Annotated in this window: 22 protein-coding genes; 13 read left to right on the forward strand and 9 right to left on the reverse strand. The window is 36.9% G+C overall.

What is annotated here, in order from left to right; genetic code table 11:
* The first annotated feature begins 102 nt into the window (after nt 1-102).
* The gene (gene dnaB, locus FW754_RS09115; RefSeq protein WP_409511435.1) at nt 103-1,548 is read left to right on the forward strand and encodes a replicative DNA helicase; all 1,446 of its coding nucleotides are present in this window, start codon (nt 103-105) and stop codon (nt 1,546-1,548) included.
* Between the two features lie 840 nt (nt 1,549-2,388).
* Nucleotides 2,389-3,462 (forward strand): alanine racemase, encoded by a 1,074-nt coding sequence (gene alr / locus FW754_RS09120; RefSeq protein ID WP_409511436.1) that lies wholly within the window; start codon nt 2,389-2,391, stop codon nt 3,460-3,462.
* Nucleotides 3,463-3,554: 92 nt separating this feature from the next.
* On the opposite strand, the gene FW754_RS09125 is transcribed toward alr, so the two are convergent.
* The 5 genes from FW754_RS09125 to FW754_RS09145 all read right to left on the reverse strand — a co-directional run bounded on the left by FW754_RS09125 (nt 3,555) and on the right by FW754_RS09145 (nt 7,864).
* Complete coding sequence (locus FW754_RS09125) at nt 3,555-3,977, reverse strand: BLUF domain-containing protein (protein WP_409511437.1); 423 nt, start codon at nt 3,975-3,977, stop codon at nt 3,555-3,557.
* Nucleotides 3,978-4,119: 142 nt separating this feature from the next.
* Nucleotides 4,120-4,854, reverse strand: coding sequence for a peptidase (locus FW754_RS09130; protein ID WP_446324456.1), 735 nt, complete (start codon nt 4,852-4,854; stop codon nt 4,120-4,122).
* A gap of 68 nt (nt 4,855-4,922) precedes the next feature.
* Entirely contained in the window at nt 4,923-5,702 is a 780-nt protein-coding gene (locus FW754_RS09135) for a transglutaminase family protein (protein WP_446324457.1), read from the reverse strand.
* Nucleotides 5,699-6,307: an alpha-E domain-containing protein gene (locus FW754_RS09140; protein ID WP_446324458.1), complete on the reverse strand. Its 609-nt coding sequence runs from the start codon at nt 6,305-6,307 to the stop codon at nt 5,699-5,701. The genes FW754_RS09135 and FW754_RS09140 overlap by 4 nt, the downstream gene beginning before the upstream one ends.
* Before the next feature lie 21 nt (nt 6,308-6,328).
* Entirely contained in the window at nt 6,329-7,864 is a 1,536-nt protein-coding gene (locus FW754_RS09145; RefSeq protein ID WP_446324459.1) for a circularly permuted type 2 ATP-grasp protein, read from the reverse strand.
* A gap of 224 nt (nt 7,865-8,088) precedes the next feature.
* On the opposite strand from FW754_RS09145, the gene FW754_RS09150 reads away from it, so the two are divergent.
* Nucleotides 8,089-9,084: a helix-turn-helix transcriptional regulator gene (locus tag FW754_RS09150; RefSeq protein ID WP_446324460.1), complete on the forward strand. Its 996-nt coding sequence runs from the start codon at nt 8,089-8,091 to the stop codon at nt 9,082-9,084.
* Between the two features lie 573 nt (nt 9,085-9,657).
* Here the strand turns inward: FW754_RS09150 and FW754_RS09155 are convergent.
* From FW754_RS09155 to mnmG, 4 genes are all read right to left on the reverse strand, one after another.
* Nucleotides 9,658-10,083: an NF045616 family extracytoplasmic (lipo)protein gene (locus FW754_RS09155; RefSeq protein ID WP_446324461.1), complete on the reverse strand. Its 426-nt coding sequence runs from the start codon at nt 10,081-10,083 to the stop codon at nt 9,658-9,660.
* A gap of 4 nt (nt 10,084-10,087) precedes the next feature.
* The gene (locus FW754_RS09160; RefSeq protein WP_446324462.1) at nt 10,088-10,762 is read right to left on the reverse strand and encodes a zinc protease; all 675 of its coding nucleotides are present in this window, start codon (nt 10,760-10,762) and stop codon (nt 10,088-10,090) included.
* Entirely contained in the window at nt 10,755-11,273 is a 519-nt protein-coding gene (locus tag FW754_RS09165) for a PAAR domain-containing protein (protein ID WP_446324463.1), read from the reverse strand. The genes FW754_RS09160 and FW754_RS09165 overlap by 8 nt, the downstream gene beginning before the upstream one ends.
* A gap of 159 nt (nt 11,274-11,432) precedes the next feature.
* Entirely contained in the window at nt 11,433-13,313 is a 1,881-nt protein-coding gene (gene mnmG, locus FW754_RS09170; protein WP_409511446.1) for a tRNA uridine-5-carboxymethylaminomethyl(34) synthesis enzyme MnmG, read from the reverse strand.
* A 274-nt stretch (nt 13,314-13,587) separates the two neighbouring features.
* On the opposite strand from mnmG, the gene FW754_RS09175 reads away from it, so the two are divergent.
* The 10 genes from FW754_RS09175 (at nt 13,588) to FW754_RS09220 (ending at nt 24,895) form a co-directional block, all read left to right on the forward strand.
* Nucleotides 13,588-13,839 carry a hypothetical protein gene (locus tag FW754_RS09175; protein ID WP_409511447.1) on the forward strand — a complete coding sequence of 84 codons (252 nt, stop codon included), beginning with the start codon at nt 13,588-13,590 and terminating at the stop codon, nt 13,837-13,839.
* 503 nt (nt 13,840-14,342) lie between these two features.
* Nucleotides 14,343-15,230: a bile acid:sodium symporter family protein gene (locus FW754_RS09180; RefSeq protein ID WP_446324464.1), complete on the forward strand. Its 888-nt coding sequence runs from the start codon at nt 14,343-14,345 to the stop codon at nt 15,228-15,230.
* Between the two features lie 133 nt (nt 15,231-15,363).
* On the forward strand, nt 15,364-16,260 hold the full coding sequence (gene prmA / locus FW754_RS09185) for a 50S ribosomal protein L11 methyltransferase (RefSeq protein WP_409511449.1): 897 nt from the start codon (nt 15,364-15,366) through the stop codon (nt 16,258-16,260).
* Nucleotides 16,261-16,283: 23 nt separating this feature from the next.
* Nucleotides 16,284-17,345, forward strand: coding sequence for a zinc-ribbon and DUF3426 domain-containing protein (locus FW754_RS09190; protein WP_446324465.1), 1,062 nt, complete (start codon nt 16,284-16,286; stop codon nt 17,343-17,345).
* A gap of 374 nt (nt 17,346-17,719) precedes the next feature.
* Nucleotides 17,720-17,989: a DNA-binding transcriptional regulator Fis gene (gene fis, locus FW754_RS09195; protein ID WP_001086304.1), complete on the forward strand. Its 270-nt coding sequence runs from the start codon at nt 17,720-17,722 to the stop codon at nt 17,987-17,989.
* A 94-nt stretch (nt 17,990-18,083) separates the two neighbouring features.
* The gene (purH, locus tag FW754_RS09200; protein WP_446324466.1) at nt 18,084-19,658 is read left to right on the forward strand and encodes a bifunctional phosphoribosylaminoimidazolecarboxamide formyltransferase/IMP cyclohydrolase; all 1,575 of its coding nucleotides are present in this window, start codon (nt 18,084-18,086) and stop codon (nt 19,656-19,658) included.
* 160 nt (nt 19,659-19,818) lie between these two features.
* Nucleotides 19,819-21,102: a phosphoribosylamine--glycine ligase gene (gene purD / locus FW754_RS09205; RefSeq protein WP_446324467.1), complete on the forward strand. Its 1,284-nt coding sequence runs from the start codon at nt 19,819-19,821 to the stop codon at nt 21,100-21,102.
* Between the two features lie 1,129 nt (nt 21,103-22,231).
* On the forward strand, nt 22,232-23,104 hold the full coding sequence (locus FW754_RS09210; protein ID WP_409511453.1) for a MetQ/NlpA family ABC transporter substrate-binding protein: 873 nt from the start codon (nt 22,232-22,234) through the stop codon (nt 23,102-23,104).
* A 73-nt stretch (nt 23,105-23,177) separates the two neighbouring features.
* Nucleotides 23,178-24,203 (forward strand): methionine ABC transporter ATP-binding protein, encoded by a 1,026-nt coding sequence (locus FW754_RS09215; RefSeq protein WP_419349585.1) that lies wholly within the window; start codon nt 23,178-23,180, stop codon nt 24,201-24,203.
* Nucleotides 24,200-24,895, forward strand: coding sequence for a methionine ABC transporter permease (locus FW754_RS09220; protein WP_419349587.1), 696 nt, complete (start codon nt 24,200-24,202; stop codon nt 24,893-24,895). Before FW754_RS09215 ends, FW754_RS09220 begins: the two co-directional genes overlap by 4 nt.
* Nucleotides 24,896-24,929: the final 34 nt, after the last annotated feature.

Below are 24,929 nucleotides of genomic sequence, written 5' to 3' on the forward strand. Positions count from 1 at the left end.
TCAGCTTATTGAATTTTTTCATTGGGAAATAGGATGAGTTTTGCTTTATGATAAAGCAGTCCCCTATCAGCCATTTTGCTTTATTTAAAATCAAGGTCTTATATGTCTCAGGCAACCGCCCCTGCTTCTACAAATACTTTTAAAAATGATGCTAAGTCACCTGACACAGCACCATTAAAAGAATTTCGTACGCCACCACATAACTTGGCGATTGAACAGGCTGTACTGACCGCATTAATGACTGTTGCCGAATCATTTGAACAAGTCAGTGATGTACTGAATGAAAATGATTTTTATGCAACACGACATAAATACATTTTCCGTGCCATTGAAAAACTTGCACAAGAAAGCTCACCTTATGATGCTGTTTTAGTCAATGATTGGCTCATTAAACAGAATTTAATTGACACTGTCGGTGGTGAAGAATATCTGATGCAACTCATGTCAGACTCACCTTCAAGTTTTTATAACCTTGAAACTTATGCAGTTAAAATCAAAGAGTTTGCAACCTTACGTAGCATGATTAAAGTCGGCAATGAAATGCTGCAAAATGCCTATGACACTAAAGGTCGTGAAGTCAGTGAAATTTTAGACTTAGCAGAAACCAATATTTTCTCGATCGCAGAACAACACAATAATAATGCGAAAGCACAAGGTCCAAAACCTATTGCAAGTGTAACCGCAGATTTAATCACTAAACTTGATGAACTTTCACAAATGGAAGGCAGTATTACAGGTTTAACTACTGGCTTTGTTGAACTTGATAACAAAACCTCTGGTATGCAAGCGGGTGACATGATTATTGTTGCAGCACGTCCATCGATGGGTAAAACCACCCTTGCCATGAATCTTGTAGAAAGTGTGTTATTTAATAACAACTTGCCTGCTTTAGTTTTCTCTATGGAAATGCCCGCAGACTCCATTGCAATGCGTTTAATTTCATCTTGGGGGCGCGTACATCAAGGGCATTTACGTTCAGGTAAAATGGATGGGGACGAATGGTCTAAAGTTACGGGGACAATTTTACAACTACAAGAAAAACACTTATATATTGATGATTCTTCTGCACTTCCACCCACTGAATTACGTGCTCGTGCTCGCCGTATTGCAAAACAACATGGCGGAAAACTCGGTTGTATTATGGTCGATTATCTTCAGTTAATGAAAGTTCCAGGAATGGGCGACAACCGTGTAGGTGAAATTGGCGAAATTTCACGAAGTTTAAAAGCTTTAGCAAAAGAAATGAGCTGTCCTGTTATTGCATTATCACAGCTTAACCGATCGTTAGAGAACCGCCCAAATAAACGCCCAGTTATGTCCGACTTACGTGAATCGGGTGCCATCGAGCAGGATGCCGATTTAATTATGTTTATTTACCGTGATGAAGTTTATAACAAAGAATCGAAAGAAGCTGGTACTGCAGAAATTATTATTGGTAAACAGCGTAACGGCCCTATTGGTACTGTTCGTTTAGCATTTGAAGGACAATATACACGTTTCAGTAATTTATCACCTGAGTATTATGCGCAGTATGATGATGAAGAATAATTCATCTTTTTAAAATGCCTGATCAAGCCTCTGACGCTTTGCATATTTTTTATGTAATTACTCCAAATAGTACGCTTGATTCTGCTGAATAAATCCATTTCAAAGACCTGTAAGGTGTTCATTTTCACATGCTCACCTTCTTTTTTTATCTATTCAAAAATAAGTGCTACACATACTCGACCCAGTATTGATTTGATTAATATCATAATTTAATGCTACTAAGGTCATTAATGTGTAGTCGTTAGGCGTATCACAATCAAGTATATGCAAGTTCAACCACCAATTGATTTTAATGAAATTTAGTTTTCTCAATCTTGTTTAAATCGAAGTTGAGTCCCCAAAGTTTAAGTTTTTCAAAGCGAAAATTTGTCCAAAATAATCAAAATACAAATTTCGAAACATTCACTTCTACGAAACCCGTTGTACTTGTATTGAATCGTGCAAGAAAAACTTCATTTACTCTACAAATAACCATTCATTACAGAACTCTCATACATCATTCGATTTAAAAACTTGCCACTAAATTTTATTATTCCAACTTTTATAATCAATTAAATAATTGATAAAATCTCTGATTCTACAGAAAAATTTAAATTTAATTGGTTCACAAATGATGTCAAAACAACAATAGATATGTTTTATCGATTCAAAGCTGATAGATGATTAAAAACTTAAATGCTCATGTCCATTTAGACTTGATAGGTCTACAATATTGTCGGTTTAAAATATACGCCTGAAACATAAGCGCGTTTACTTATATTTTCAAAATTTAATCCCCTAACATGAGCGACATTGTATGAAATGTCGTTCTACATTTGCCATTCCCAAGGAGTAACACGGGTGCGTCAAGCAACAGTTTATATTGATAGTCAAGCGTTGCAATATAACTTAAATCGCGTTAAACAACTTGCGCCTACAGCTAAAATTGTTAGTATGATCAAAGCTAATGCCTATGGGCACGGCGTTAAAGACTGCTTAGATGCCTTAAGTGAAACCGATGCTTTTGGTGTCGCCCACCTTGAAGAAGCACTTGAAATTCGTGCATTAGGTTTTCAACAACCGATTACTCTCATTGAAGGGGTTTTCAGTGCCGATGAAATGGCAATTTCCATTGAGCAAAATATTGAAATTGTCGTACATCACCAAATTCAACTCGATTGGTTAAATGCACACAAAGATATCTATATCGCTAAAGGCTTAAAAGTTTGGGTCAAACTCAATAGTGGCATGAATCGTCTTGGTTTTAAATTTCCCGAGATCATTAATATTATTAATACATTAAAAGCCGATGGCTTCACGTGTGTTCTCGCAATGCATTTTGCCAATGCCGATGCTGAAAATCACCCACTAAATGAACAACAAAAAAATCAATTTTTAGATGTGAAAGAAGCTTGTGATCCAATCATGGCATCTTGCTGTAATTCTGCAGCAATTTTCAAATGGCCTGAATTGAATTTTGATTTTGTTCGTCCAGGTATTATGCTCTATGGTGCATCACCATTTACAGATAAATCGGTACAAGATCTAGACATCAAGCCTGTGATGACCTTTACCGCGGAAATCATTGCGCTCAATGAAATTCAAGCAGGTGAATCAGTTGGTTATGGTTCAACTTTTGTTGCTGAACAAGCCATGAATATTGCAATTGTTTCTATTGGTTATGGCGATGGCTATCCTCGTGCATTTCCAAAACAAAACTACGTCGCCATCAATGGTCAAACAACTCGTGTAATTGGTCGTGTCGCAATGGATATGATCGCTATTGATGTTACAGGTTTAAATGCCCCTTTAGGTACAATTGTTGAACTTTGGGGTAAAAACCGTTTAGTTGATGATGTTGCAGAAGCCAATGGAACCATTGGCTATGAGTTACTTTGTCGTATGAGTAATCGACCTGTGCGTAAAAAACTCTAATTTTCGCTCCTAAATAAGAAGCTAAGCCATGCTTGGTTTCTTATTTAAAGACTTAAACCTCAAATTTTAGACTGCTTATATGTTTAAACTATTTATACTTCAACAGCCTTTGCATCATATAAAAGTGTTAAAAACTCAGGCAAATCCTGTTCATTCAGCTTAAGCGGCTCAAAATAATCAAATCCTTTTTGTCGAAAAAATTGCTGTACTTGACTATTTCGACTGACATATTTCATTGACCACTGGCTAAAATGCATCTGCTCAATTGGATTACGACTCAAAATACGAATATCCATATGACGCGAATCTCTATACAGCTTCACCACTAGATTTTCAACAATCGACTGCTCACCTTCAATACACTGGAAGAAATAACGATCTGCAAAAAATAAAGCCCCATGCACATTATGCTTAATATTAAAATGACGTGCTTCATTCAAGATGTTACGTAAATCATTTAAAATATGTTTATCTGAAGCAGTTGCCTCACTTGCATAGCAGAGTTGAAATTTCATGATTTAATATCACTCAATTTTATTTTTATGATTGTTTTATAACCTAAGAACCAATTAAAAACAACTCTATGAAATAGTAGCAATGTTTTCATTAGATTACATATGCACATTTTTATCTAACTACTGTTCATATCACCCCAATCTAAGCAAAGTAATCTGGAGTTGGCTTTGGCATTTCCTGCAATCCACTACGCAAAGTCTCCGACCATTGCTTACTAATACTCTGAAAATACTGATCATCTTCAGTAATTCGCTTACCTGTAGGTTGTTTTAAACTATCTTTAGCATATATCAGGGCATCGAGTGGCATTCCAACCGATACATTGGAGCGCAATGTTGAGTCAAAGGAAATTAGACTACAGCGTAATGCCTCGTCTAAGGGCATTTCATAATGCAGTGCACGATCTAAAATTGGTTTCCCATATTTACTTTCACCAATTTGAAAATAGGGCGTATCACGGGTAGCACAAATAAAATTACCTTGCGGATAAATATTATATAACTGCATCTCTGTACCCGAAATCTGCCCTGCGACCAAAATACTGCAAAAATAATTGCTCTGCTCTATAGGATCAGTCGTTACATCAGCAATTACTTTTTTCAATGTTTGTCCAACAAGTTCCGCCATTTCAAACATGGTATTCACGCTATACAAATGCGGTTCTTGTTTTAAAGCCAAATGATTTTCAAGATGCCCTATCACTGCCTGTGTAGTCGCTAAATTTCCCGATGTTTGTATACAGATAAAACGCTCGTTCTCCACACCAAAAGTATAAAGTTTACGATAGACAGAAATATGATCAATTCCTGCATTGGTTCTTGTATCGCTGATAAAAACGAAACCATCTTGTAATCGCAGTGCACAGCAATATGTCATTTTGTTACCTTTTATTTTTATTCCGATGGCTCTAGTCGTTGAAATACATGTAAGTTATCGCGCTTATCTTAACAGGGAAGTACTTGAACAATCGAGTGCATTGTTTCAATTCCACCCCGTGTGCGTACACCACGTACTGGTGCAACATCCCAATAATCACGCCCCACAGCAACATAAATATGCGCTGATGGCTTAAACAATTGATTACTGACATCAAAACAATGCCAGTGTCCATCAAGCCAAATTTCAGCCCATGCGTGGCTCGCCAAATGAATCATATCGGTCACATATAAGTAGCCCGATACATAGCGTGCAGGAACACCCAATGCCTTACACATCGCAATAAAAACATGGCTGTGATCTTGACAAACACCCTGCCGATCATTAAATGATTGAATTGCACTGTGTGTCACCGAAGTACTTTCCGAAAGATAAGGCATCACATGTAATACCGCTTGCGCAAGTTTTTTTAAATGTTCAAGACTAACATTTGGCACATATTTTTGTGCAAAATTGAGCATTTCAGCATTACATAAAGTCGTTTCTGTCATTTGCAAAAAAATACTTGGAGGTACTTTTGAAGCAATTCCAAAAAGATTACCAGGATTAATCTCCACCACACCCTGCGCCATAATAAGTAATTGTTGATAATTTTCTACTTGCGTACTTGTCATCCATACATTGTCAAAAGCATCTTTACTCGATACATTAACACCAGGAATACTCACATCCCAACTGTGTACATATTGGTGCTGATTACTCTGTGGCGACATGCGAACGTATTGGATACTGCGAGAAGCAGGCTCTGAGTAATGATAATGTGTTTGGTGATTAATCATCAGTTTCATAAGCGATCCAACGTAAAAATGTTGTGTATTTGTTCACTTAAAAGATAAAAATTCTGAACATCAATTTTTTGCTGTAACTGTTTCCAATACCGCTCTAAATGCTCAAAACCCAATGCTTGTAACAATATAATCAATGAGTCCAATTCAACAATTACAACCTCTATATGCTGCTTTAAACGTAGATGGTGATCCAACTGTTCTATTTTTTGTCCAAGGCTAAAAAATAAAAAAACCTCATGATTTTCTTCCGACTCAAGTACCTCACGACAATCACCTGCAATATCGCAGATATACGTTCGGTTCTGTTCAGCCTCTCCAATCAATTGATTCAACTCAGCAAAAGAGCTTGTCGATAATACCCCACGTAAATCATGGATATTATTTTTTGCACATTGAAATTGTTGTTGAAATGATGCCTCTTGCGTTTCATCTTGCAGCAATACATTGAGCGATGCTGCATCAAAAACAGGTAGATAAAATGCATGAGCATATTCCACAGCACGATCATCATCGTTAAATGGAAACTGGCTACAGGCATACTGTACACGCGCCAAATAACGACCTAACCAAAAAATATTTTGTGCATTTGAAGTTAGTAAAATCATAAGATCACCCTGAATCTGCATTTAGGCATGTAAAGGATCAATAACCCATGTATCTTTAATCCCGCCACCTTGCGATGAGTTCACCACAAGTGAACCTTGCTTCATCGCCACACGGGTTAAGCCACCTGGTACAATTTCAGTGCGGTCAGGTGCACTCAGTACAAATGGACGCAAATCAATGTGACGTTCACCAATACCACTTTGCGTTAAAGTCGGCGATACCGATAAGTCCAAGGTCGGTTGTGCAATATAGTTTTGTGGTGTCTCTATTAATTTACTGCGAAACAAAGCAATTTGTTGTTCTGATGATTGTGGCCCAACTAACATGCCATAACCACCTGAACCTTGTGCTTCTTTGACCACCAATTTTTCAAGATTAGCGAGAACATAATCAAGCTGTTCAGCTTCACGACATTGATAGGTTGGAACATTTTTTAAAATAGGTGTTTCATTTAAATAATATTCAATCATTTTATCGACATAAGGATAAATAGATTTATCATCTGCCACCCCTGTACCTGGTGCATTTGCAATGACGACATTGTGTTTTAAGTAAGCCGACATTAAACCAGGAACGCCTAATGTACTGTCTGGCTTAAATGCTAAAGGGTCAATGAAGGCATCATCTAAACGGCGATAAATCACATGAACTTGTTGACGTCCACGAATGGTTTTCATATAAACTTTATCATTTTCAACAAATAAATCGAGCGATGTCACCAAAGGTATATCCATTTCTCGAGCAAGGAATGCATGCTCATAATATGCACTATTATAGCGCCCTGGCGTTAACACTACGATATTCGGTGTATCAACATGAGCATTCTCAGCCAAGACTGATTTGAGCAATTGCGGATAATGTTCAATACCTAATAAATGTTTTTCACACAATTCAGGCATCAGTTTTTGACTCATCTTACGGCTTTCAAGCATGTAAGACACACCTGATGGCGTGCGAAGATTATCCTCAAGTACATAAAAATCTCCACTACCATCTCGAATAATATCGACACCACTAATTTGGCTATAAATCTTCCCATGTAAGTTATGCCCAATCATCATAGGTTGATATGCCTCATGACTCAGCACTTGAAGCTCAGGAATGATGCCTTCTTTAAGAATATGCCTATCATGATAAATATCATCTAAAAATAAATTCAAGGCTTTGACACGTTGTGTACAGCCTTGTGCAATATGGTTCCATTGTTTACGAGCGATGATGCGTGGAATCAGATCGAAAGGAATCGTACGCTCTATGCCTGAACTCTCACCATACACATTAAAAGTAATACCTTGATAGAGAAAATGCGTTTTCACACTATCATTAAGTTGATGTAAAATCGTTAAACTATGTTGTGCTAACCACGCTTCTAAATGCTGTGTTGTTTCCACTGGTAGGCTTAAGTCATCGGTTAATTCATTAAAAAATTGTGATTTTATTTGTCCAAGTACATGTTGCGAATGGTGGCTCACATGACTGAGCTCACCTAAAATATTTCCCGTTACTGGTAAGAATTGTTCAAGGTTTAACTCTGTACTCATATTATCTTTAAGCATACAAACCTCGTTTCTTTGTTGTTGATTGTATGAGGGATATAGCAATAACAATGCCAACTCTACGGATTGCTACAGCAACTGTTTTTAAACAGATGATAATCGAGGAACACACCTCTCTTTTAGCTTAAGCAGAGAATGAATTGTTTTCTAGTTGCGGAATGTGAATATTTTTCTTATTGTGTCATTCTAATGTTGTTCCTCAAATCTTATTTAATTGATTAATTATGCCTGCACAAGAAAAAGAAACTTCCAATAGCCTTTATCGTCAGTGGCAAATACTTTCCCGACTCTCTACAGGGAAATGGTTAGGCACACGTGAATTACAAGAAAGCCTCAACCGTGAAGGCATTGATATTAGTCTACGTACCATTCAGCGTGATTTAAATCAAATTGCACAACGCTTTCCAATTGAAAGCAACAAAACAGTGCCTCAGGGTTGGCGTTGGCGCTCAGATGCCCCTATTCAAAGTTTGCCCAATATGACGAGCTCTCAAGCAGTTACTTTTATGATGGTTGAGGAACATTTAAAGCATTTACTTCCACCAAGTCTAATTGATGAAATGAATCCTTGGTTTGATTTGGCACGGCGCAGCCTATCGAGCCAAAATAATGTGCGCCAATGGATTAATCGTGTTCGAATTGTTCCTGCTAGTCAGCCACTTATTCCCCCACTCGTTGAACGACAAGCACAGCAAGCTATTTATGAAGGTTTATTGCAGGATAAACAAATCGAATGTATTTATCGTTCACGAGGGCATCAAAGTGAAGAACGTAATTACACCCTTAATCCACTAGGGTTAGTACAAAAAGGTGCCATTATTTATCTGATCTGCACACGTTTAGATAAGTCAGATGTTCAAACCTTTGCCTTACATCGTTTTCAATCTGCAACTGTGTTAGATACTCGTGCTATGCATCCTGTAGATTTTGATATTGATAAATATATAGATTCAGGCGCTTTAGGTTTCCGTGTCGACTTCAACAAGCCCACTGAAAGTATTGAACTTAAATTATTCATGAATGAAAGTGATGTACTACATTTTAGTGAAAGCCAACTCAGCCATGCGCAAACCATCACACAACTCAATGATCAACTGTATGAAATCAGCGCTGTTGTTCCTTTTACTTCGCAATTAGTTTGGTGGTTACGTAGTTTTGGTCAAAAAATTGTGCGTATTGAACCCATTGAAGTTTTTAATGCAGTTCATGAAATTGAATAATGCCTTATTTTCATTTTAAAAAAATCATGCAATAAAAAAGAGCCTGAATTCAGGCTCTTTTCATAGTTTTTTTATTTTAGATTATTCAATTCATTTTTATTTATTCGATTTCTTTATTATTGATTAGATTTCACTATTTTATTGTCATTTTATCTTTCTAAATTTTGAAAATTAATGCCTGCAATGTCATATCACAAAAAACTCTCATGGCTGTTAATACGGTATGACAGTACAGACATCAATTTTTCATTAGAGATTTAAGTTGAATGATCAAGCTATACATGCAAGATCGCCACTGTTGTAACGGATTGATTTTTTAGTCATATCGTTCACCTCTGTTTGAAAGTAAGTTCAATTTAACCAAATTGTTTCATGCTGAGAAATAATTAAAAATGCTGAGTAATTTAATTATACTTATTATGAAATTTTATTATTCGATAACATACACTTAACCCAATTTAATTTTAATTCGAAAAATTCAAACATAGACTGTAGTAACTTAAATTACTGAAATTAATTTTCTAACTTTTCAAAAAATTTAGGTAAGTATTCAAACCTATCACTCTAAATATCTTATTTATCACAATTTTCAGTTGATGTTACAGTTTTAATTTGAAATTTATTTCCCTTTTTCAAAACACATGCCCTTGTTGAAAATGATTTTTCTGTATGAATAATAAATTCATACGGTTTATTTATTTCAAGTAAATTTATTGGTACTAAAACACAGCTATCTTTTTTAAATGGAAATGAATGTTCTCTAAGTGTAATTTTTTTATCATAAATATTTGCATTACCCATTGAGATAAAAGATTTCACCCAAATTAAGTAATACGAAGCATCTTTATTATTTTCATCTAAAAATGAATTTTTACTATTTGTATATAAGCAAATATTATCCTCTTTCACATCCAATGAAAGTGGTAGTTTATGAGCAGTTTTCTCATAATTACATCCATAAACAAATAAAAAAATAAATAAATAAACATTTTTTTTCATAAAATTAACTTTTTGGAAGTAAGTTCTTATCCGATGGATTTTGTAAAAAATCTACAAGAATTTGTTTTACATAAATTAATAATTGCAAACTTCGTTGATGATGTGGTCTTTGAGGATTTTCTTTCTGTAAATAACAAGCATCATACCAAAACTCAATAATCCGTCCTTGTTGCTCAAAATTAAATTCACTAAATTTTTTCTTAGCATCTGCTCCACTTAAATCTGTAGCATAAGCTTTTAAATCACCATTCTTAGGAGTATCTGCTGTCCGAACAGTAGAAGTATAACCTCCCTTGCACAATTGATTAATTCCGTGCCAAACCGCATTTGTACCCAATTGGTACTGCCAGACATGGGTCATTTCATGAATAAACCAATGTTTATCTATTGCATCAAGTGCAATACTAAAATCAGGTGTGTTCATATATTCATTACTAGGTAAATGAATAAATCCCTCGGGTGTCATGGCATTACCTGTCAAAGCAGTTAAACCTAATAGTCCACCTCTGACAATTCTGACCTTGCTATAATCAATTGCATTTTTAAATACTTGCTGACACATGGCAATTTCACCACTGGTTAACAGCCGTTCTACATCCACCTGTAACAGTGTAGGATTGTTTGCAGCATCAGCACGCATTTTTCGCATTTTTGCAACGCCAATAACCACACTACCCATTATCATCACTCCCATCAGTAATATGAATTTCTATTTCATCATTTTCCATACCACTAATTAGTTGTGTCATACCATCTTCATCTGTATGGCCTCTAAGTACAAGATGACCGTTTTTATATATTTCATATTCTCCATTGCGAATGACTTCATCTGTATTTTGACTACGCAATAAAAATCGTTCTGCAAATTCATGAGTAGGCTGATCAAGTATCAATTGAGTCAGGAACTCTTTACCTAAAGCAATACCACCTGTATCGGCAAAAGCAAGACTTTGATTCGCAATAAAACTTGCCCCACAGGATGTCCTATTTCCTTCAAAAATAGTTTTTCGCCCCATAGCTGTCTTAGTACTGTCTGTGCCTAGAGCAGAAACCATTTTTTTACATAGAGGACAAAAGTGTTGCATACCATCTAAATGAACTTTCTTTCCATCAATAGTAAAAGTATCTAATACTTCTGAAACAACACCACCATGAGTTGTTGTAGCATTTTTTGTTATAAATTCTTTCATTTTTCTCTAATTGTTTTATATCTGATCTAATTAATATACACGAAATTCAAATACGATACTTGCACCACCGAATATTAACAAATAAGCCTATAAAGCCTCATTTTTTTAAAAATATGAAAAAACCCGCACTAAGCGGGTTTTTTACAACTTTAAAAAGTCTTATGCAGATTTTTTCGCTGCATTATTCTTACGTATCGTAATCATAATCAACTGAACAGCCGCAGGTGTTACACCCGGAATACGCCCTGCTTGACCTAAAGTTTCAGGACGAACATCTTTCAACTTCAAAGTAATTTCACGAGACAAGCCCGAAACGACATCATAATCAAATTCAGCAGGAATACGAGTTTCTTCCAGACGCTTCATTTGAGCAACATCTTCTTGCTGACGATTGATATAACCTGCATATTTCACCGCAATTTCAATTTGCTCACCAACAAATGCAGAAACCTCAGAACCCGTAATTTCAGCAATTTGCGCAAAGTTGATATTTGGACGTTTCAATAAATCAATCGCATTGGTTTCTTTAGACAAGTCATCACCTGTCAAATCAACGAATTTTTTACCCAATGGATTATTTGGCGCAGCCCAAAGATGTTGTAAACGACCCGTTTCTTTTTCTACTGCTTCCATTTTTTCACAATACACATTCCAACGCTCATCATCCACCAAGCCCATTTCACGACCAATGGCTGTTAAACGCTGATCCGCATTGTCTTCACGAAGCATCAAACGATATTCCGCACGTGAGGTAAACATACGGTATGGTTCTTTCGTACCTAAAGTAATCAAGTCATCCACAAGAACGCCCATATACGCCTCATCACGTTTTGGTGTCCATTGCTCTTGATCCCATGCACGGCGAGCGGCATTTAAACCTGCCAATAAACCTTGTGCACCAGCTTCTTCATAACCTGTCGTACCGTTAATTTGACCAGCAAAGTACAAGTTATTAATAGCTTTGGTTTCTAAAGAGAATTTTAATGCTTGAGGATTAAAATAATCATATTCAATCGCATAACCTGGACGAAGAATGTGCGCATTCTCCATACCACGAATTGAACGCACCAATTCAAACTGAACATCAAACGGTAACGATGTCGAAATACCATTTGGATAAAGTTCATGTGTATCCAAGCCTTCAGGCTCCAAGAACACTTGATGCGAATTTTTATCGGCGAATTTATGAATTTTATCTTCAATCGATGGGCAATAACGTGGACCTACACCCTCAATCACACCTGTATACATTGGTGAACGATCTAAACCACCACGGATAATATCGTGCGTTTTTTCGTTTGTATGCGTGATATAACAATTCACTTGTTCAGGATGCATTGATGCATCACCCATGAACGACATAGTCGGCGATGGAAAATCACCTGGTTGCGGTGTCATTACAGAGAAATCAACCGAACGCGCATCAATACGTGGTGGTGTACCTGTTTTTAAGCGACCCACTGGTAAATTTAATTCACGTAAACGTGCCGCCAATGAAATTGACGGTGGATCACCAGCGCGACCACCTGAAGACTGATTCAAACCAACGTGAATGATTCCGCCCAAAAAAGTACCTGAGGTAAGGACAACGGTTTTCGCTTCAAAACGAATCCCCATTTGTGTCACAACACCTTTTACAGTATCTCCTTCAAGAATCAAATCATCTGCTGATTGTTGGAAAATATCCAAATTGGCTTGGTTTTCTAAAACATCACGAATCGCAGCTTTATAACGGATACGGTCGGCTTGCGCACGTGTCGCACGAACCGCTGCACCTTTACGTGAGTTTAAAATACGAAACTGAATACCACCTTTATCTGCAGCCAAAGCCATCGCACCACCAAGGGCATCAATTTCACGCACTAAATGCGATTTACCAATACCACCAATGGCAGGGTTACAACTCATCTGCCCTAAAGTTTCAATGTTGTGTGTTAATAGTAGTGTCTGTCGCCCCATACGCGCCGCAGCCAATGCTGCTTCCGTACCTGCGTGACCGCCACCGATCACAATGACATCGTATACTTTAGGATAATGCATAGTCGTAAAAAGGAGATTAAAAATGACTGACTATTGTAGCAAAATTTTGAATTGAGTTTTGCTCTGTTTTTAATTTTTATTGAACTCATCAATTATTAAGAAATAATAACATTATTACACTCCGTGACATTCTGTTGCAAAATATCGTAAAAAGTTCATATTAATAATGAAAAAAGAAAATTATGATTAAAATTCAGTCCATTTAGGATGATGTGATATATCCAAGTTTTTCTCAAATTGAATGATTCTCAAATCTAATGAAAGGAAATACATGATGAATACCACTATTGCAAAAATTATTTCATCAGCACTACTTTGTGTTGCTACGGTTTCTTTTGCACATGCCAAAGATACCGCTTCTCAAAATGAAGTGAAGAAACAAATCCAAATCTGTAGTAAGAAAAAACAAGGGGATTGGGTTGTATATGCTAACAAAGGTGTAATTTTTAACGGCACCTGCGAACCTAATGAAAATGGTAAACTTCAATTTCACTTCCCTGCACCTCCAGGTGGTGCAACTCAATAACCTTTAAGGTAAGCACTCTGGTGTAACACTAAAGGGATTGAGAAAATTATTGGCAAAATCTACCTATATGCTTTTATTTCTATAATTCAATTAAAATCTAGATATCCGCTTGAAATATATGCTTCCACACTTAAAGTTTCTATTAAGTTACTTTTTCTATATATCTTCAGGCGAATATCTATTTAATTTTATGAATCAGTTCTGCCTGCCGACAACCAATCTACCCTCTATTAATACAAATGATAAAGTCATTCGCTTAGACAATCATTCGTTAAAAAATTAACTTAAAATTTTCCATCAATTTTAAATCTTCTCTAAGTTAATCATTTTTTATTTTTATCCATTTTTTATAACCGTCCAATCACTTAAATAATGATTGTTTTGCCTTACATGAGAAAATACCTACTTTATATATTAAGGCACAAAAAACCTACCCAAATAAGAATAAATACATTAGTTTAAAGAAGATTAATTTTATAAAAAAACAAAAAGGATAGAACCACATGGATTCCGGAATTATCACCATCATGCTGCCTTTGGCATTATCTATTATTATGATCGGACTAGGTCTAGAGCTAACCCCTAAAGATTTCGCTCGAGTTAGCAAACATCCTAAAGCTGTGTTAATTGCACTTTTTTGCCAATTGATACTTTTGGTCAGCATCGCCTTTATGGTCTGCAAAATACTTGCACTGCCACCACTTTTATCTGTTGGTCTCATGTTATTGGCAGCATCACCAGGAGGGAGTACCGCAAATCTGTTCAGTTACTTATTTAAAGGTGATATTGCGCTCAATATTACTCTGACGGCAATTAACTCTGTAATCGCAGCCTTCACCCTACCATTAATTATGAATTTTTCGATTCAATACTTTATGAATGATGGGCAACAAATCAGCTTAGAGTTCAGTAAAATTCTACAAGTATTCGGCATTATTATTATACCCGTCTGTATTGGTATGCTGATTCGTCACTATGCGCCACATTTCACCGAAAAATTAAATAAACCATTACGTATTTTTGCCGTCGTTTTCCTTGTACTCATTATTATTGGTGCAATTGCCAAAGAACGCACTCAAATTATGCAATATTTAACCCAAGTAGGTTTAGCAACAGTGATTTTCTGCCTATGCAGCCTAACCATTGGTTATTTTGTCCCACGTATGTTGGGTATCAATACAGCACAAGCGCGTGCTTGCGCATTTGAAATTGGCATTCATAACAGTACATTAGCAATGACGATTGCCCTTACAGTGATGGCTAGCAGTACTATTGCAATGCCTGCAGCAGTGTATTCTATTTTCATGTATGTTTTTGCAGCATTGTTTGGTTTTGCACTGAATCGATTTACCGAACAACCATCAATTGAAAATACGGCATCATCACATTAACTTATTACATGGACTGTAATTTATAAAGATATAAACAATAAGGGACACCCATTTCTCTAAGATTTGAGGTGTCGTTCTGTTGTTGCATCCGTTACAATAGCCGACTGATGAAAATATATTTAGGTTATAACTCGTGAAGTGGTTACAAATTCATATTACTGTTGAACAAGCTCAAGTTGATTTTACTGAAACATTACTTAGCTCTCTTGGAGCAGTGAGTGTTACTTTAGATGATGCTGAAAATCAAGATTTACTTGAACCACTTCCGGGCGAAACACCGCTTTGGAATAAAGTCATTGTAACGGGTATTTATGCACAAGAAGAAGGTGAAGAAATTGATGTTTCAGCTTTAGAAACATTTATTCGCACCCAGCTTCCTACTGAACCAATGCGTAGCGAGTTTATGGAAGACCAAGAATGGGAACGTACATGGATGGATGCGTATGAGCCGATTCAAATTGCAGAAAAATATTGGATTGTTCCTGAATGGATGGAAGCACCTGAAGCCGATGCTGTAAACATCAAACTTGATCCAGGCTTGGCTTTTGGTACAGGTAACCATGCATCGACATTCTTATGCCTACAATGGTTAGGTAAAACTGACGTCAAAGATAAAATTGTCATCGATTATGGTTGTGGCTCAGGTATTTTAGGCGTTGCTGCATTACTTTTAGGTGCTAAAAAAGTCTATGCAACTGATATTGATCCACAAGCTGTACTTGCAACCAAACAAAATGCTGAACTCAATGGCGTACTTGAAAATCTGTATGTTGGCTTACCTGAAGAGTTCAATATTGAACTTAAAGATGAAAAAGCAGATGTTTTTGTTGCTAACATTCTTGCAGGTCCTCTCATGATGCTTGCTAAAGAGTTCTCAACTTTGATTAAATCTGATGGCGAGTTCGCACTTGCTGGTGTAATTGAAGAGCAAGTATCTGATGTTTCTGATGTTTATTCTGAATTTTTTGATATATTAGAAGTAGAAAAACGAGATGAAACTTGGTGTCGTATTTCAGGTAAACGAAAATAACATCATAAGAGTATTGTGTACGTATGACTGACAAGCAAACCATTTGCCCCAACTGTAAAACGACCTATAAAGTTTCAGTACCACAACTTACTGTTGCTCAGGGTATGGTGTCTTGTCCAAAATGCAATACTGACTTTAATGCGTTGCTCAATCTTTCACAGAATGGGCAACTCATTACTTCTGTAAAATCAAAGCAAAATGCCGAACCTGTTCCTGTAAATGTTCAGACATCAGAAAGTGTAGTTGAACAAAACAATACTGACGATCTAGATCAACCACACAACACAACACATACGAATGCATCTACAACAGAAAATACGACACTTGATTTGACCACTTCTGCTAGAACTGAAATCTCTGGTATCACAGAACAATCGACTCCAACACATACTAAAATTTCAGCAGTTCCTGTTCCTGAGCAGAAGGTTTACCATGAAACTAGTGTGCTTGAAATTTTTGACCGTAAAGTTGAAAACTCAAATATTGATTTACGCACTTATTTAAATAGCCTCAATCAATTTAATCTTGATCCATTGACCAACATTCCCTCGCTCAACCTTTCAGCAGGACAAGCGCATGGGCATACCTATAGTCAACAGGAACGCTTTGAAGCGCGTAAACCGTTGTATTATTTTTGTTGGAGTTTGATCAACATTGCTCTCTTACTTGTACTTGTTTTTCAAATCCTGTGGTTCAATCCTGCTTTATTAGACAAACATCCTGCTTTACACTCAGCATTTAATACAACATGTAATCTCTTAAACTGTGACACCATTGATGATCGTTACAATCAAATTCGTGTTGAGAACATTAAAGTACAAAGAATAGGTAAATCGAGCACTCAGTTTTCAGGATCTCTGTTAAATACCTACAAAAAGAGTTTAGAAGTCCCGATCATTAAACTTACACTCAAAGCTCAAGGTCAAACGATTTTAACGCAAACCATTACTGCTAAAGATTATCTCAATGAAAGCCTCAGTGGTATTAATCGCATCCCATCAAATAGCCCATATAAATTCAAATTTACAATTGACAAATCACGAAATGCATTTGATGAGTATTATCTTGAAATAATTCATCCTTAAAAGTAGAAAAAACATAAAAAAAGTGAAAAAAAATGTAGTTTTCTTGCTCATTTTTTCTAAGACAATGGTATGATACGCGCCACGAAAGCTTTGTCCTGCAAACTCCTCGCAATTTTAGAAAACAAATACAGTCTAATGATGTGCTTTATATTTGAATATCGCGCACGTAGATTGTTTTTTTGCCCAAAAGAGCGTTGTAACAAATTTTAAACTATTGTTACGCTTATTTTTCGCTCAATTGCACGAATTGTGGCAAGCTAAAGTTCTTGTTTTAGAGCCAACGTTTTAGGATCTAAAACGGGGCTCAGATTTTTTTAGACCTCATTGTTATATCACTTTACCCAAGTGGTATCTGATTTTTCGGATTAATTCGCATGAATAGCAAATCTCCTATTTTTACTGCACAGTCTGATGTTGCTCTACGTATTCACGTAGACCGCGCAGTTCGCCACTACTTTGCACAGTTACAAGGTGAACAACCATCTCAAGTTTATGACATGGTGCTTGCAGAAATGGAGAAACCTCTTTTATCTGTCGTTCTTGAATATACGCGTGGGAATCAGACACGCGCTGCCGAGATTCTCGGACTAAACCGCGGAACTTTACGTAAAAAGTTGAAAGCTCACGGTTTAATGAGTGAATAAATGATAAAATGCTTGCGGCTTCCGCAGGCATTTTTTTTAACCTGCTTTTGCTTAGCTATTCAATCTCTAGACTTAAATACTGTTGACGAAGATCATGACTATTAAACGCGCTTTAATCTCTGTTTCTGATAAAACCGGGATCGTTGAATTTGCCCAGAACCTTGTTGCTCTTGGGGTGGAAATTTTATCTACGGGTGGTACATACAAGTTGCTTAAAGACAACAATGTTGCCGTAGTTGAAGTTTCAGAGCACACTGGCTTCCCTGAAATGATGGATGGTCGTGTCAAAACACTGCATCCTAAAATTCACGGTGGTATCTTGGCTCGTCGTGGTCTAGACGAAGCTGTTATGGCTGAACACAACATCGATGCGATCGATCTTGTCATTGTGAACCTTTATCCATTTGCTGAAACTGTTGCAAAACCAAACTGTTCACTTGCTGATGCGATTGAAAATATCGACATCGGTGGTCCAACAATGGTTCGTGCAGCTGCTAAAAATCATGCATCTGTAGGTATTATTGTTAATGCATCTGACTATGCAACTGTTGTTGCTGAAATTAAAGCCGAAGGTGCTTTATCTCACGCAACGCGTTTTGACTTAGCTGTTAAAGCATTTGAGCATACAGCTCAGTATGATGGCATGATTGCATCTTACTTAGGCGCTCGTGTAGGTAAAGACGAAGGTCAAGCTGATAAGTTTGCACGCACTTTCAATACTCAGCTCAATAAAGTTCAAGATTTACGTTACGGTGAAAATCCGCATCAATCTGCTGCATTCTATGTAGAATCAACAGCAACTGAAGCTTCTGTTTCAACTGCGAAACAGCTTCAAGGTAAAGAATTGTCTTATAACAACATTGCAGACACTGATGCTGCGCTTGAATGTGTTAAGTCATTCGCTAAGCCTGCTTGTGTCATCGTAAAACATGCAAACCCATGTGGCGTTGCAGTTTCTTTAGATGGTATTACAGCCGCTTATGATCTTGCATATGCAACCGATCCTGAATCTGCATTCGGTGGCATCATTGCATTCAACCGTGAATTAGACGTTGCAACTGCTCAAGCAATTGTAGACCGTCAATTCGTTGAAGTAATCATTGCTCCAAGTATTGCGGATGGCGTACTTGAAGTAACAGGCGCGAAGAAAAACGTCCGTGTACTTGTATGTGGTGAACTTCCTGCAATTGATTCACGTCAATCTCAACTTGATTACAAACGTGTGAATGGCGGTTTATTGGTTCAAGATCAAGACTTAGGCATGATCACTAAAGATGATCTCAAAGTTGTGACTAAGGTTGCACCAACGGATGCTGAAATTGACGACATGATTTTCGCTTGGAAAGTTGCGAAATATGTAAAATCGAATGCGATTGTATATGCTAAAGGGCGTCAAACTATTGGTGTCGGTGCAGGTCAAATGAGCCGTGTAAACTCTGCTCGTATTGCTGCCATCAAAGCTGAACATGCAGGTTTAGTGGTTGAAGGTGCAGTTATGGCATCTGATGCATTCTTCCCATTCCGTGATGGTATTGATAATGCTGCTAAAGCAGGAATCAAATGTATCATTCAGCCGGGTGGTTCTATGCGTGATGAAGAGACGATTGCAGCTGCGGATGAAGCTGGCATTGCAATGGTCTTCACAGGTATGCGTCATTTCCGTCATTAATTGATTAGAAGTCATATTTATTAATCCCCCTAAATCCCCCTTTGTAACAAAGGGGGAATTTTCACAAATAAAGGTATGTTTTTATTGGTGAAGCCCCTTTTTTTACAGGGTGAGAAGCATGGCTTCGCAAGGTGGGATTCTTTTCTTAAGGGATTTTTAGATGAACATTTTAGTTTTGGGTAATGGCGGTCGTGAACATGCACTTGCATGGAAAATCGCTCAAGATGAAAAAGTTGCCAAAGTTTTTGTAGCCCCTGGCAACGCAGGTTCTGCAACTGAAAATAAATGTGAAAATGTTGCCTTAAACATTTTAGACAATGCAGCAATTATCGACTTTGCTAAAAATAATGCTGTTGATTTAGTTATTGTTGGGCCTGAAGCACCTCTTGTAAATGGTGTGGTTGATGCAGGTCGAGAAGCAGGTCTTAAAATTTGGGGACCAACTCAATTTGCGGCGCAACTTGAAGGCTCTAAGGCATTCGCAAAACACTTCCTTAAACGCCACAATATTCCAACTGCTTTCTATGACGTATTCACTGAAGTTGATGCAGCCAAAGCCTTTGTTGAAAAAAATGGTGCGCCAATTGTGATCAAAGCTGATGGTCTTGCAGCAGGTAAAGGCGTAATCGTTGCCATAACCAATCAAGAAGCATTCGATGCCATTGATGACATGCTTGCAGGCAATAAGTTTGGAGATGCAGGTTCTCGTGTCGTCATCGAAGAATTTTTAGATGGTGAGGAAGCATCTTTCATTTGTATGATTGATGGTGACAACATTTTACCAATGGCGACTTCTCAAGATCACAAACGTATCTTTGAAGGCGATCAAGGTCCAAATACAGGCGGTATGGGTGCTTACTCTCCTGCACCTGTTGTAACTGCTGACGTTTTCGAAAAAGCCATGAACGAAGTGATGCATCCTACCGTTGAAGGTATGAAAAAAGACGGTCATGTATATACTGGCTTCTTATACGCAGGCTTGATGATTGATGCTCAAGGTCAACCTAAAGTCATCGAATTTAACTGTCGTTTTGGCGATCCTGAAACTCAACCCATCATGATGCGCTTAAAATCATCTTTGGTCGATCTGGTTGAAGCAGGTCTTGCAGGTAACTTACCTGCCAAAGCTGAATGGGATGAGCGTAAAACTGTGGGTATCGTTCTTGCATCTAAAGGCTATCCTGAAACATCAAGCAATGATGATGTGATTTCTGGTTTAGATACTGAAATGGCAGATGCAAAAATCTTCCATGCAGGAACGAAAGCACTTGAAAATGGAGACATTGTAACTGCGGGTGGTCGTGTACTATGCGTAACAGCTTTGGGTAATACCATTGGTGAAGCACAAGCCAAAGCATTAGAGCTTTGTCAAAAAGTAACTTTTGATGGTGTTCAATATCGTAAAGATATTGGTTACCGTGCGATTGCACGTGAAAATGCTTAACTTTGTTTTATGACATAAAGTTTTAGGTATTTAAGAACCCGCTTAGGCGGGTTTTTTATTGCTCATTCAACCCAAAAGATCACAAACATTTCATATACACTTCACCTCAAATTGACACTAATACAGGATTATCACTGCAATATCCTTTGAATGTGCTTTATGTATATTTCTCTTTTTTTCACATTTTTTTTAATGATTCCAATAGGATTCATCATTTCAAAATTTGATCAACAGTATAAAAACACTTACATTCACCTATTTACAAAGCATTGTTTTTGGAGCGCAATTTCACTTCTACCATTTATCTGGTACATATTTATTATAGATTTAGGAAAAAATAATGCTAATGGTTCCGCTGCACTAGGAGAAGCTATAATTATACTTATTTCACCATTTTTAGTAATTTCTATTTTTCTCCTAGGACACGTTTGTTTCATTGCCACATTCATGTGCATACATCACATGGCTCAGAAAATCCATAAGAAAACTACCAGTTTTATGCCGAGCATTATCCTTAGTGTATTGCTGATCATTATCTTATTAGAACTGGTTTGGTGGGGAGTTTTTAGTTCCGAAAAGTCCATTCCACTTCGCATTTATACATGGAATATCGTAATACTCACCTTCCCTTGGCTACCTGTTATTGGGGCAATTTTGATTAAAAATAGATAGACTAGAAAAAACTTTAATAGAATTAGACATTTTTCACGACTAAAGTACTCAAACTATTTATATCTAAAAATAAGATAACAACCTAAAAAAACTTATATATTATGAATAAGTATAAAATACAACCACTTTTCTTAGTACAGTCAATAAAAGTATTTGTTTTACTTATCAAATTATTCAAAATATAGACATATGATAAACTCAACCCCATTTGTCGTAGCATGCACAAGCTACTATGTATAAGATAAATTTATTGATATGATTAACAAATCTTTAGAGATTGTTTTCCATAATAATTTTATTCTTTTGAATAGCATTCAACAATAAAATAGCATGGTTCTCAATCAACAAAACCCATTTTAACTGGAAGTGATTTCCGGCAATAATTGAATTTCGACATCCGTGTCGAGAATGTCATACTTCTATAAAAAGCAGGCATTTCCTCTTTCAGGACACAAACATGAAAAAGCTATTTAGCGTACTGTTCAGCGCATCTGTGCTCACCCTTAGCGCATGTGGTAAACAAGAAGCACCAAAAACAGAAACAACTGAAGCGAAAGCAGGCGCAGAACAAACTGTTGTTATGGCATCAACAGGTTCAGATGCTGATATTTGGCGTTATATTGCAACTTTACCTGAAACCAAAGCTGCAGGTATTAAGCTTGAAGTGAAAAACTTCACTGACTATGTTGCAATGAACACTGCCGTTGCAAATAAAGAAGTGGACATCAATGCATTCCAATCGTATGCATACCTTGTTGCATTCAATGAGTCGAATAAAGACAAAATTGCTCCAATTGCAACTACATATTTAGAGCCAATGGGTATTTACTCAACTAAAGTTAAAAAAGTTGAAGATTTCGCTCAAGGCGCAACAATTGCCATTCCAAATGATGGTGCAAATGAATCTCGCGCATTATTACTTTTACAATCTGCAGGCTTAGTGAAGCTTAAAGATGGTTTTGATACCGTAAAAGGTACACCTGCTGATATTACTGAAAATGTGAAGAAAATTGTGATTAAACCGATTCAAATGGCAACTGCGGTACGTGCCAAAGATGAGGTTGATGCGATTATTTTAGGTAATACTTTGGCAATGGAAGGCGGCTTAAATGTATTAAAAGATTCAATTTACTATGAGCCAACCGATCAAAGTACAAAAATGAATGTGAACGTACTCGCTGTGGCTGAATCTCGTAAAGATGATGCTGTACTGAAAAAAGTCGGTGAACTTTATCATGTTGCGGCTGTAGGCAAATATGTTCAAGAACACTTTGGCGGAACTAAAGTCGATGTAAATAAACCTGTAAGCTATCTTACAGAATCAAAATAGTTTTATAATAAGATCAACCAAACAGGCAAAGAAGATTTGCCTGTTTTTTCATTTTTGCATAGTTCCTGACGATATGATTGAATTTAAAAATATTTCAAAACACTATGAACTGAAAGGTCAGAACATACGTGCGCTTGATGAAATTAACCTAACCATTCCTGCGGGAAGTATTTTCGGCATTATTGGTTATAGTGGTGCAGGTAAAAGTACGCTCATTCGTTTAATCAATTTGCTTGAACGCCCTACGCATGGTCAGATTATTATCAATCAAACTGATTTCACTGCCCTAGATGCAAATGCATTACGTCATCAACGTGCAAATATCGGTATGATCTTTCAGCATTTTAATTTAATGCAAACCAAAACGGTTGCAGATAATATTGAAATGCCCTTAAAACTTTTGGGTGTGGCAAAAGCTGAACGCCAAAAGCGTCTCAATGAGTTACTTGAATTTATTGATTTAAAACACAAAAAAGATGCTTACCCCGATGAACTTTCAGGTGGTCAAAAGCAACGTGTCGGTATTGCTCGTGCACTTGCCAACCATCCTAAAGTTTTACTTTGTGATGAAGCAACGTCTGCTCTTGATCCTCAGACAACGCAGTCTGTACTTGAATTGCTCAAAAAAATCAACAAAGAACAAGGTATTACCATTGTTATGGTAACGCATGAGATGGATGTCATTGAATCTGTTTGCGACTATGTTGCCGTTATGGAACAAGGTAAAGTGATTGAAAATGGCTCTACCTTAGAAATTTTCAGCCAACCAAAACACCCAACCACCAAAACCTTTATTCAAACGGTTTTACAGCAACAATTGCCTGTCAATATTTTGAATAATCTTGAAAATAAAAATCATAATAGTATTTATAACTTACAGTTTCTTGGTACATCTGCGCAGGAAACAGTGGTACAAGCTGCTATAAAACAGTTTGATATTAGTCTGAATATTTTATTTGCCAATATGACCGAAATTAATGGCTCAGTGATTGGGCAAATGTTTATTCAGCTTTTAGGTGATGCTGAAATTATTCAACAAACAATCACCTTCTTTGAGAAAAATGGCGTAAAAGTCGAGCAATCAGGAGTTAAAGTATGAGAGATCTGATTGTTCAATGGCTGACACAAGTCACTGCTCCCTTCTGGAAAAGCTCACTGAGCATGGATCAGTTTGTCACAGCAATGCAAGAAACCTGTGTCATGGTATTTTTTGCAATGCTATTTGGCATGATTTGGGGGTTTTTACAGGCAATTTGTTTGTACCTGACTCGACCTGAAGGGATTTTACCGAATGCCTTTATTTACAAAATACTCAATCCAATTGTCAATGCCCTGCGGTCTTTACCTTTTATTATCCTCGCCATTTCGATTATTCCTCTGACCAAGTTTATTGTTGGTACATCAATTGGCACATGGGCGACTATTGTTCCATTAACCATTTATGTTGGTCCTTATATTGGTCGTCTAATCGAAACCTCTTTATTAGAAGTCAATGATGGCATCGTAGAGTCAGCTCAAGCGATGGGTGCAACAGTTTCACAAATTGTTTTTAAATTCATCATTCCTGAATCACGTAGTTCACTGATTTTAAACCTTACAACGGCAACCATTAGCTTAATTGGTGCAACCGCAATGGCTGGTGCTGTCGGTGGTGGTGGTATTGGTGACCTCGCCATTTCTTATGGCTATCAACGCTTTGATTCAAGTGCTGTTATACTCACTGTTATTGTTTTATTGGTTGTTGTTCAAGTTGTTCAAAGCACGGGAAATTGGTTATCTAAACTCAGATAAGCCTTTGAATATTTATATTAGACCCTCTTTCGAG

It is taken from the genome of Acinetobacter sp. 1207_04, assembly GCF_052850415.1.

Coding starts and splice junctions, on each gene's coding strand:
- dnaB (WP_409511435.1), top strand. CDS start 103: ATGTCTCAGGCAACCGCCCCTGCTTCTACAAATACTTTTAAAAATGAT.
- FW754_RS09125 (WP_409511437.1), bottom strand. CDS start 3,977: ATGAAATTTCAACTCTGCTATGCAAGTGAGGCAACTGCTTCAGATAAA.
- FW754_RS09130 (WP_446324456.1), bottom strand. CDS start 4,854: ATGACATATTGCTGTGCACTGCGATTACAAGATGGTTTCGTTTTTATC.
- FW754_RS09135 (WP_446324457.1), bottom strand. CDS start 5,702: ATGAAACTGATGATTAATCACCAAACACATTATCATTACTCAGAGCCT.
- FW754_RS09140 (WP_446324458.1), bottom strand. CDS start 6,307: ATGATTTTACTAACTTCAAATGCACAAAATATTTTTTGGTTAGGTCGT.
- FW754_RS09145 (WP_446324459.1), bottom strand. CDS start 7,864: ATGCTTAAAGATAATATGAGTACAGAGTTAAACCTTGAACAATTCTTA.
- FW754_RS09150 (WP_446324460.1), top strand. CDS start 8,089: ATGCCTGCACAAGAAAAAGAAACTTCCAATAGCCTTTATCGTCAGTGG.
- FW754_RS09155 (WP_446324461.1), bottom strand. CDS start 10,083: ATGAAAAAAAATGTTTATTTATTTATTTTTTTATTTGTTTATGGATGT.
- FW754_RS09160 (WP_446324462.1), bottom strand. CDS start 10,762: ATGGGTAGTGTGGTTATTGGCGTTGCAAAAATGCGAAAAATGCGTGCT.
- FW754_RS09165 (WP_446324463.1), bottom strand. CDS start 11,273: ATGAAAGAATTTATAACAAAAAATGCTACAACAACTCATGGTGGTGTT.
- mnmG (WP_409511446.1), bottom strand. CDS start 13,313: ATGCATTATCCTAAAGTATACGATGTCATTGTGATCGGTGGCGGTCAC.
- FW754_RS09175 (WP_409511447.1), top strand. CDS start 13,588: ATGAATACCACTATTGCAAAAATTATTTCATCAGCACTACTTTGTGTT.
- FW754_RS09180 (WP_446324464.1), top strand. CDS start 14,343: ATGGATTCCGGAATTATCACCATCATGCTGCCTTTGGCATTATCTATT.
- FW754_RS09190 (WP_446324465.1), top strand. CDS start 16,284: ATGACTGACAAGCAAACCATTTGCCCCAACTGTAAAACGACCTATAAA.
- fis (WP_001086304.1), top strand. CDS start 17,720: ATGAATAGCAAATCTCCTATTTTTACTGCACAGTCTGATGTTGCTCTA.
- purH (WP_446324466.1), top strand. CDS start 18,084: ATGACTATTAAACGCGCTTTAATCTCTGTTTCTGATAAAACCGGGATC.
- purD (WP_446324467.1), top strand. CDS start 19,819: ATGAACATTTTAGTTTTGGGTAATGGCGGTCGTGAACATGCACTTGCA.
- FW754_RS09210 (WP_409511453.1), top strand. CDS start 22,232: ATGAAAAAGCTATTTAGCGTACTGTTCAGCGCATCTGTGCTCACCCTT.
- FW754_RS09215 (WP_419349585.1), top strand. CDS start 23,178: ATGATTGAATTTAAAAATATTTCAAAACACTATGAACTGAAAGGTCAG.
- FW754_RS09220 (WP_419349587.1), top strand. CDS start 24,200: ATGAGAGATCTGATTGTTCAATGGCTGACACAAGTCACTGCTCCCTTC.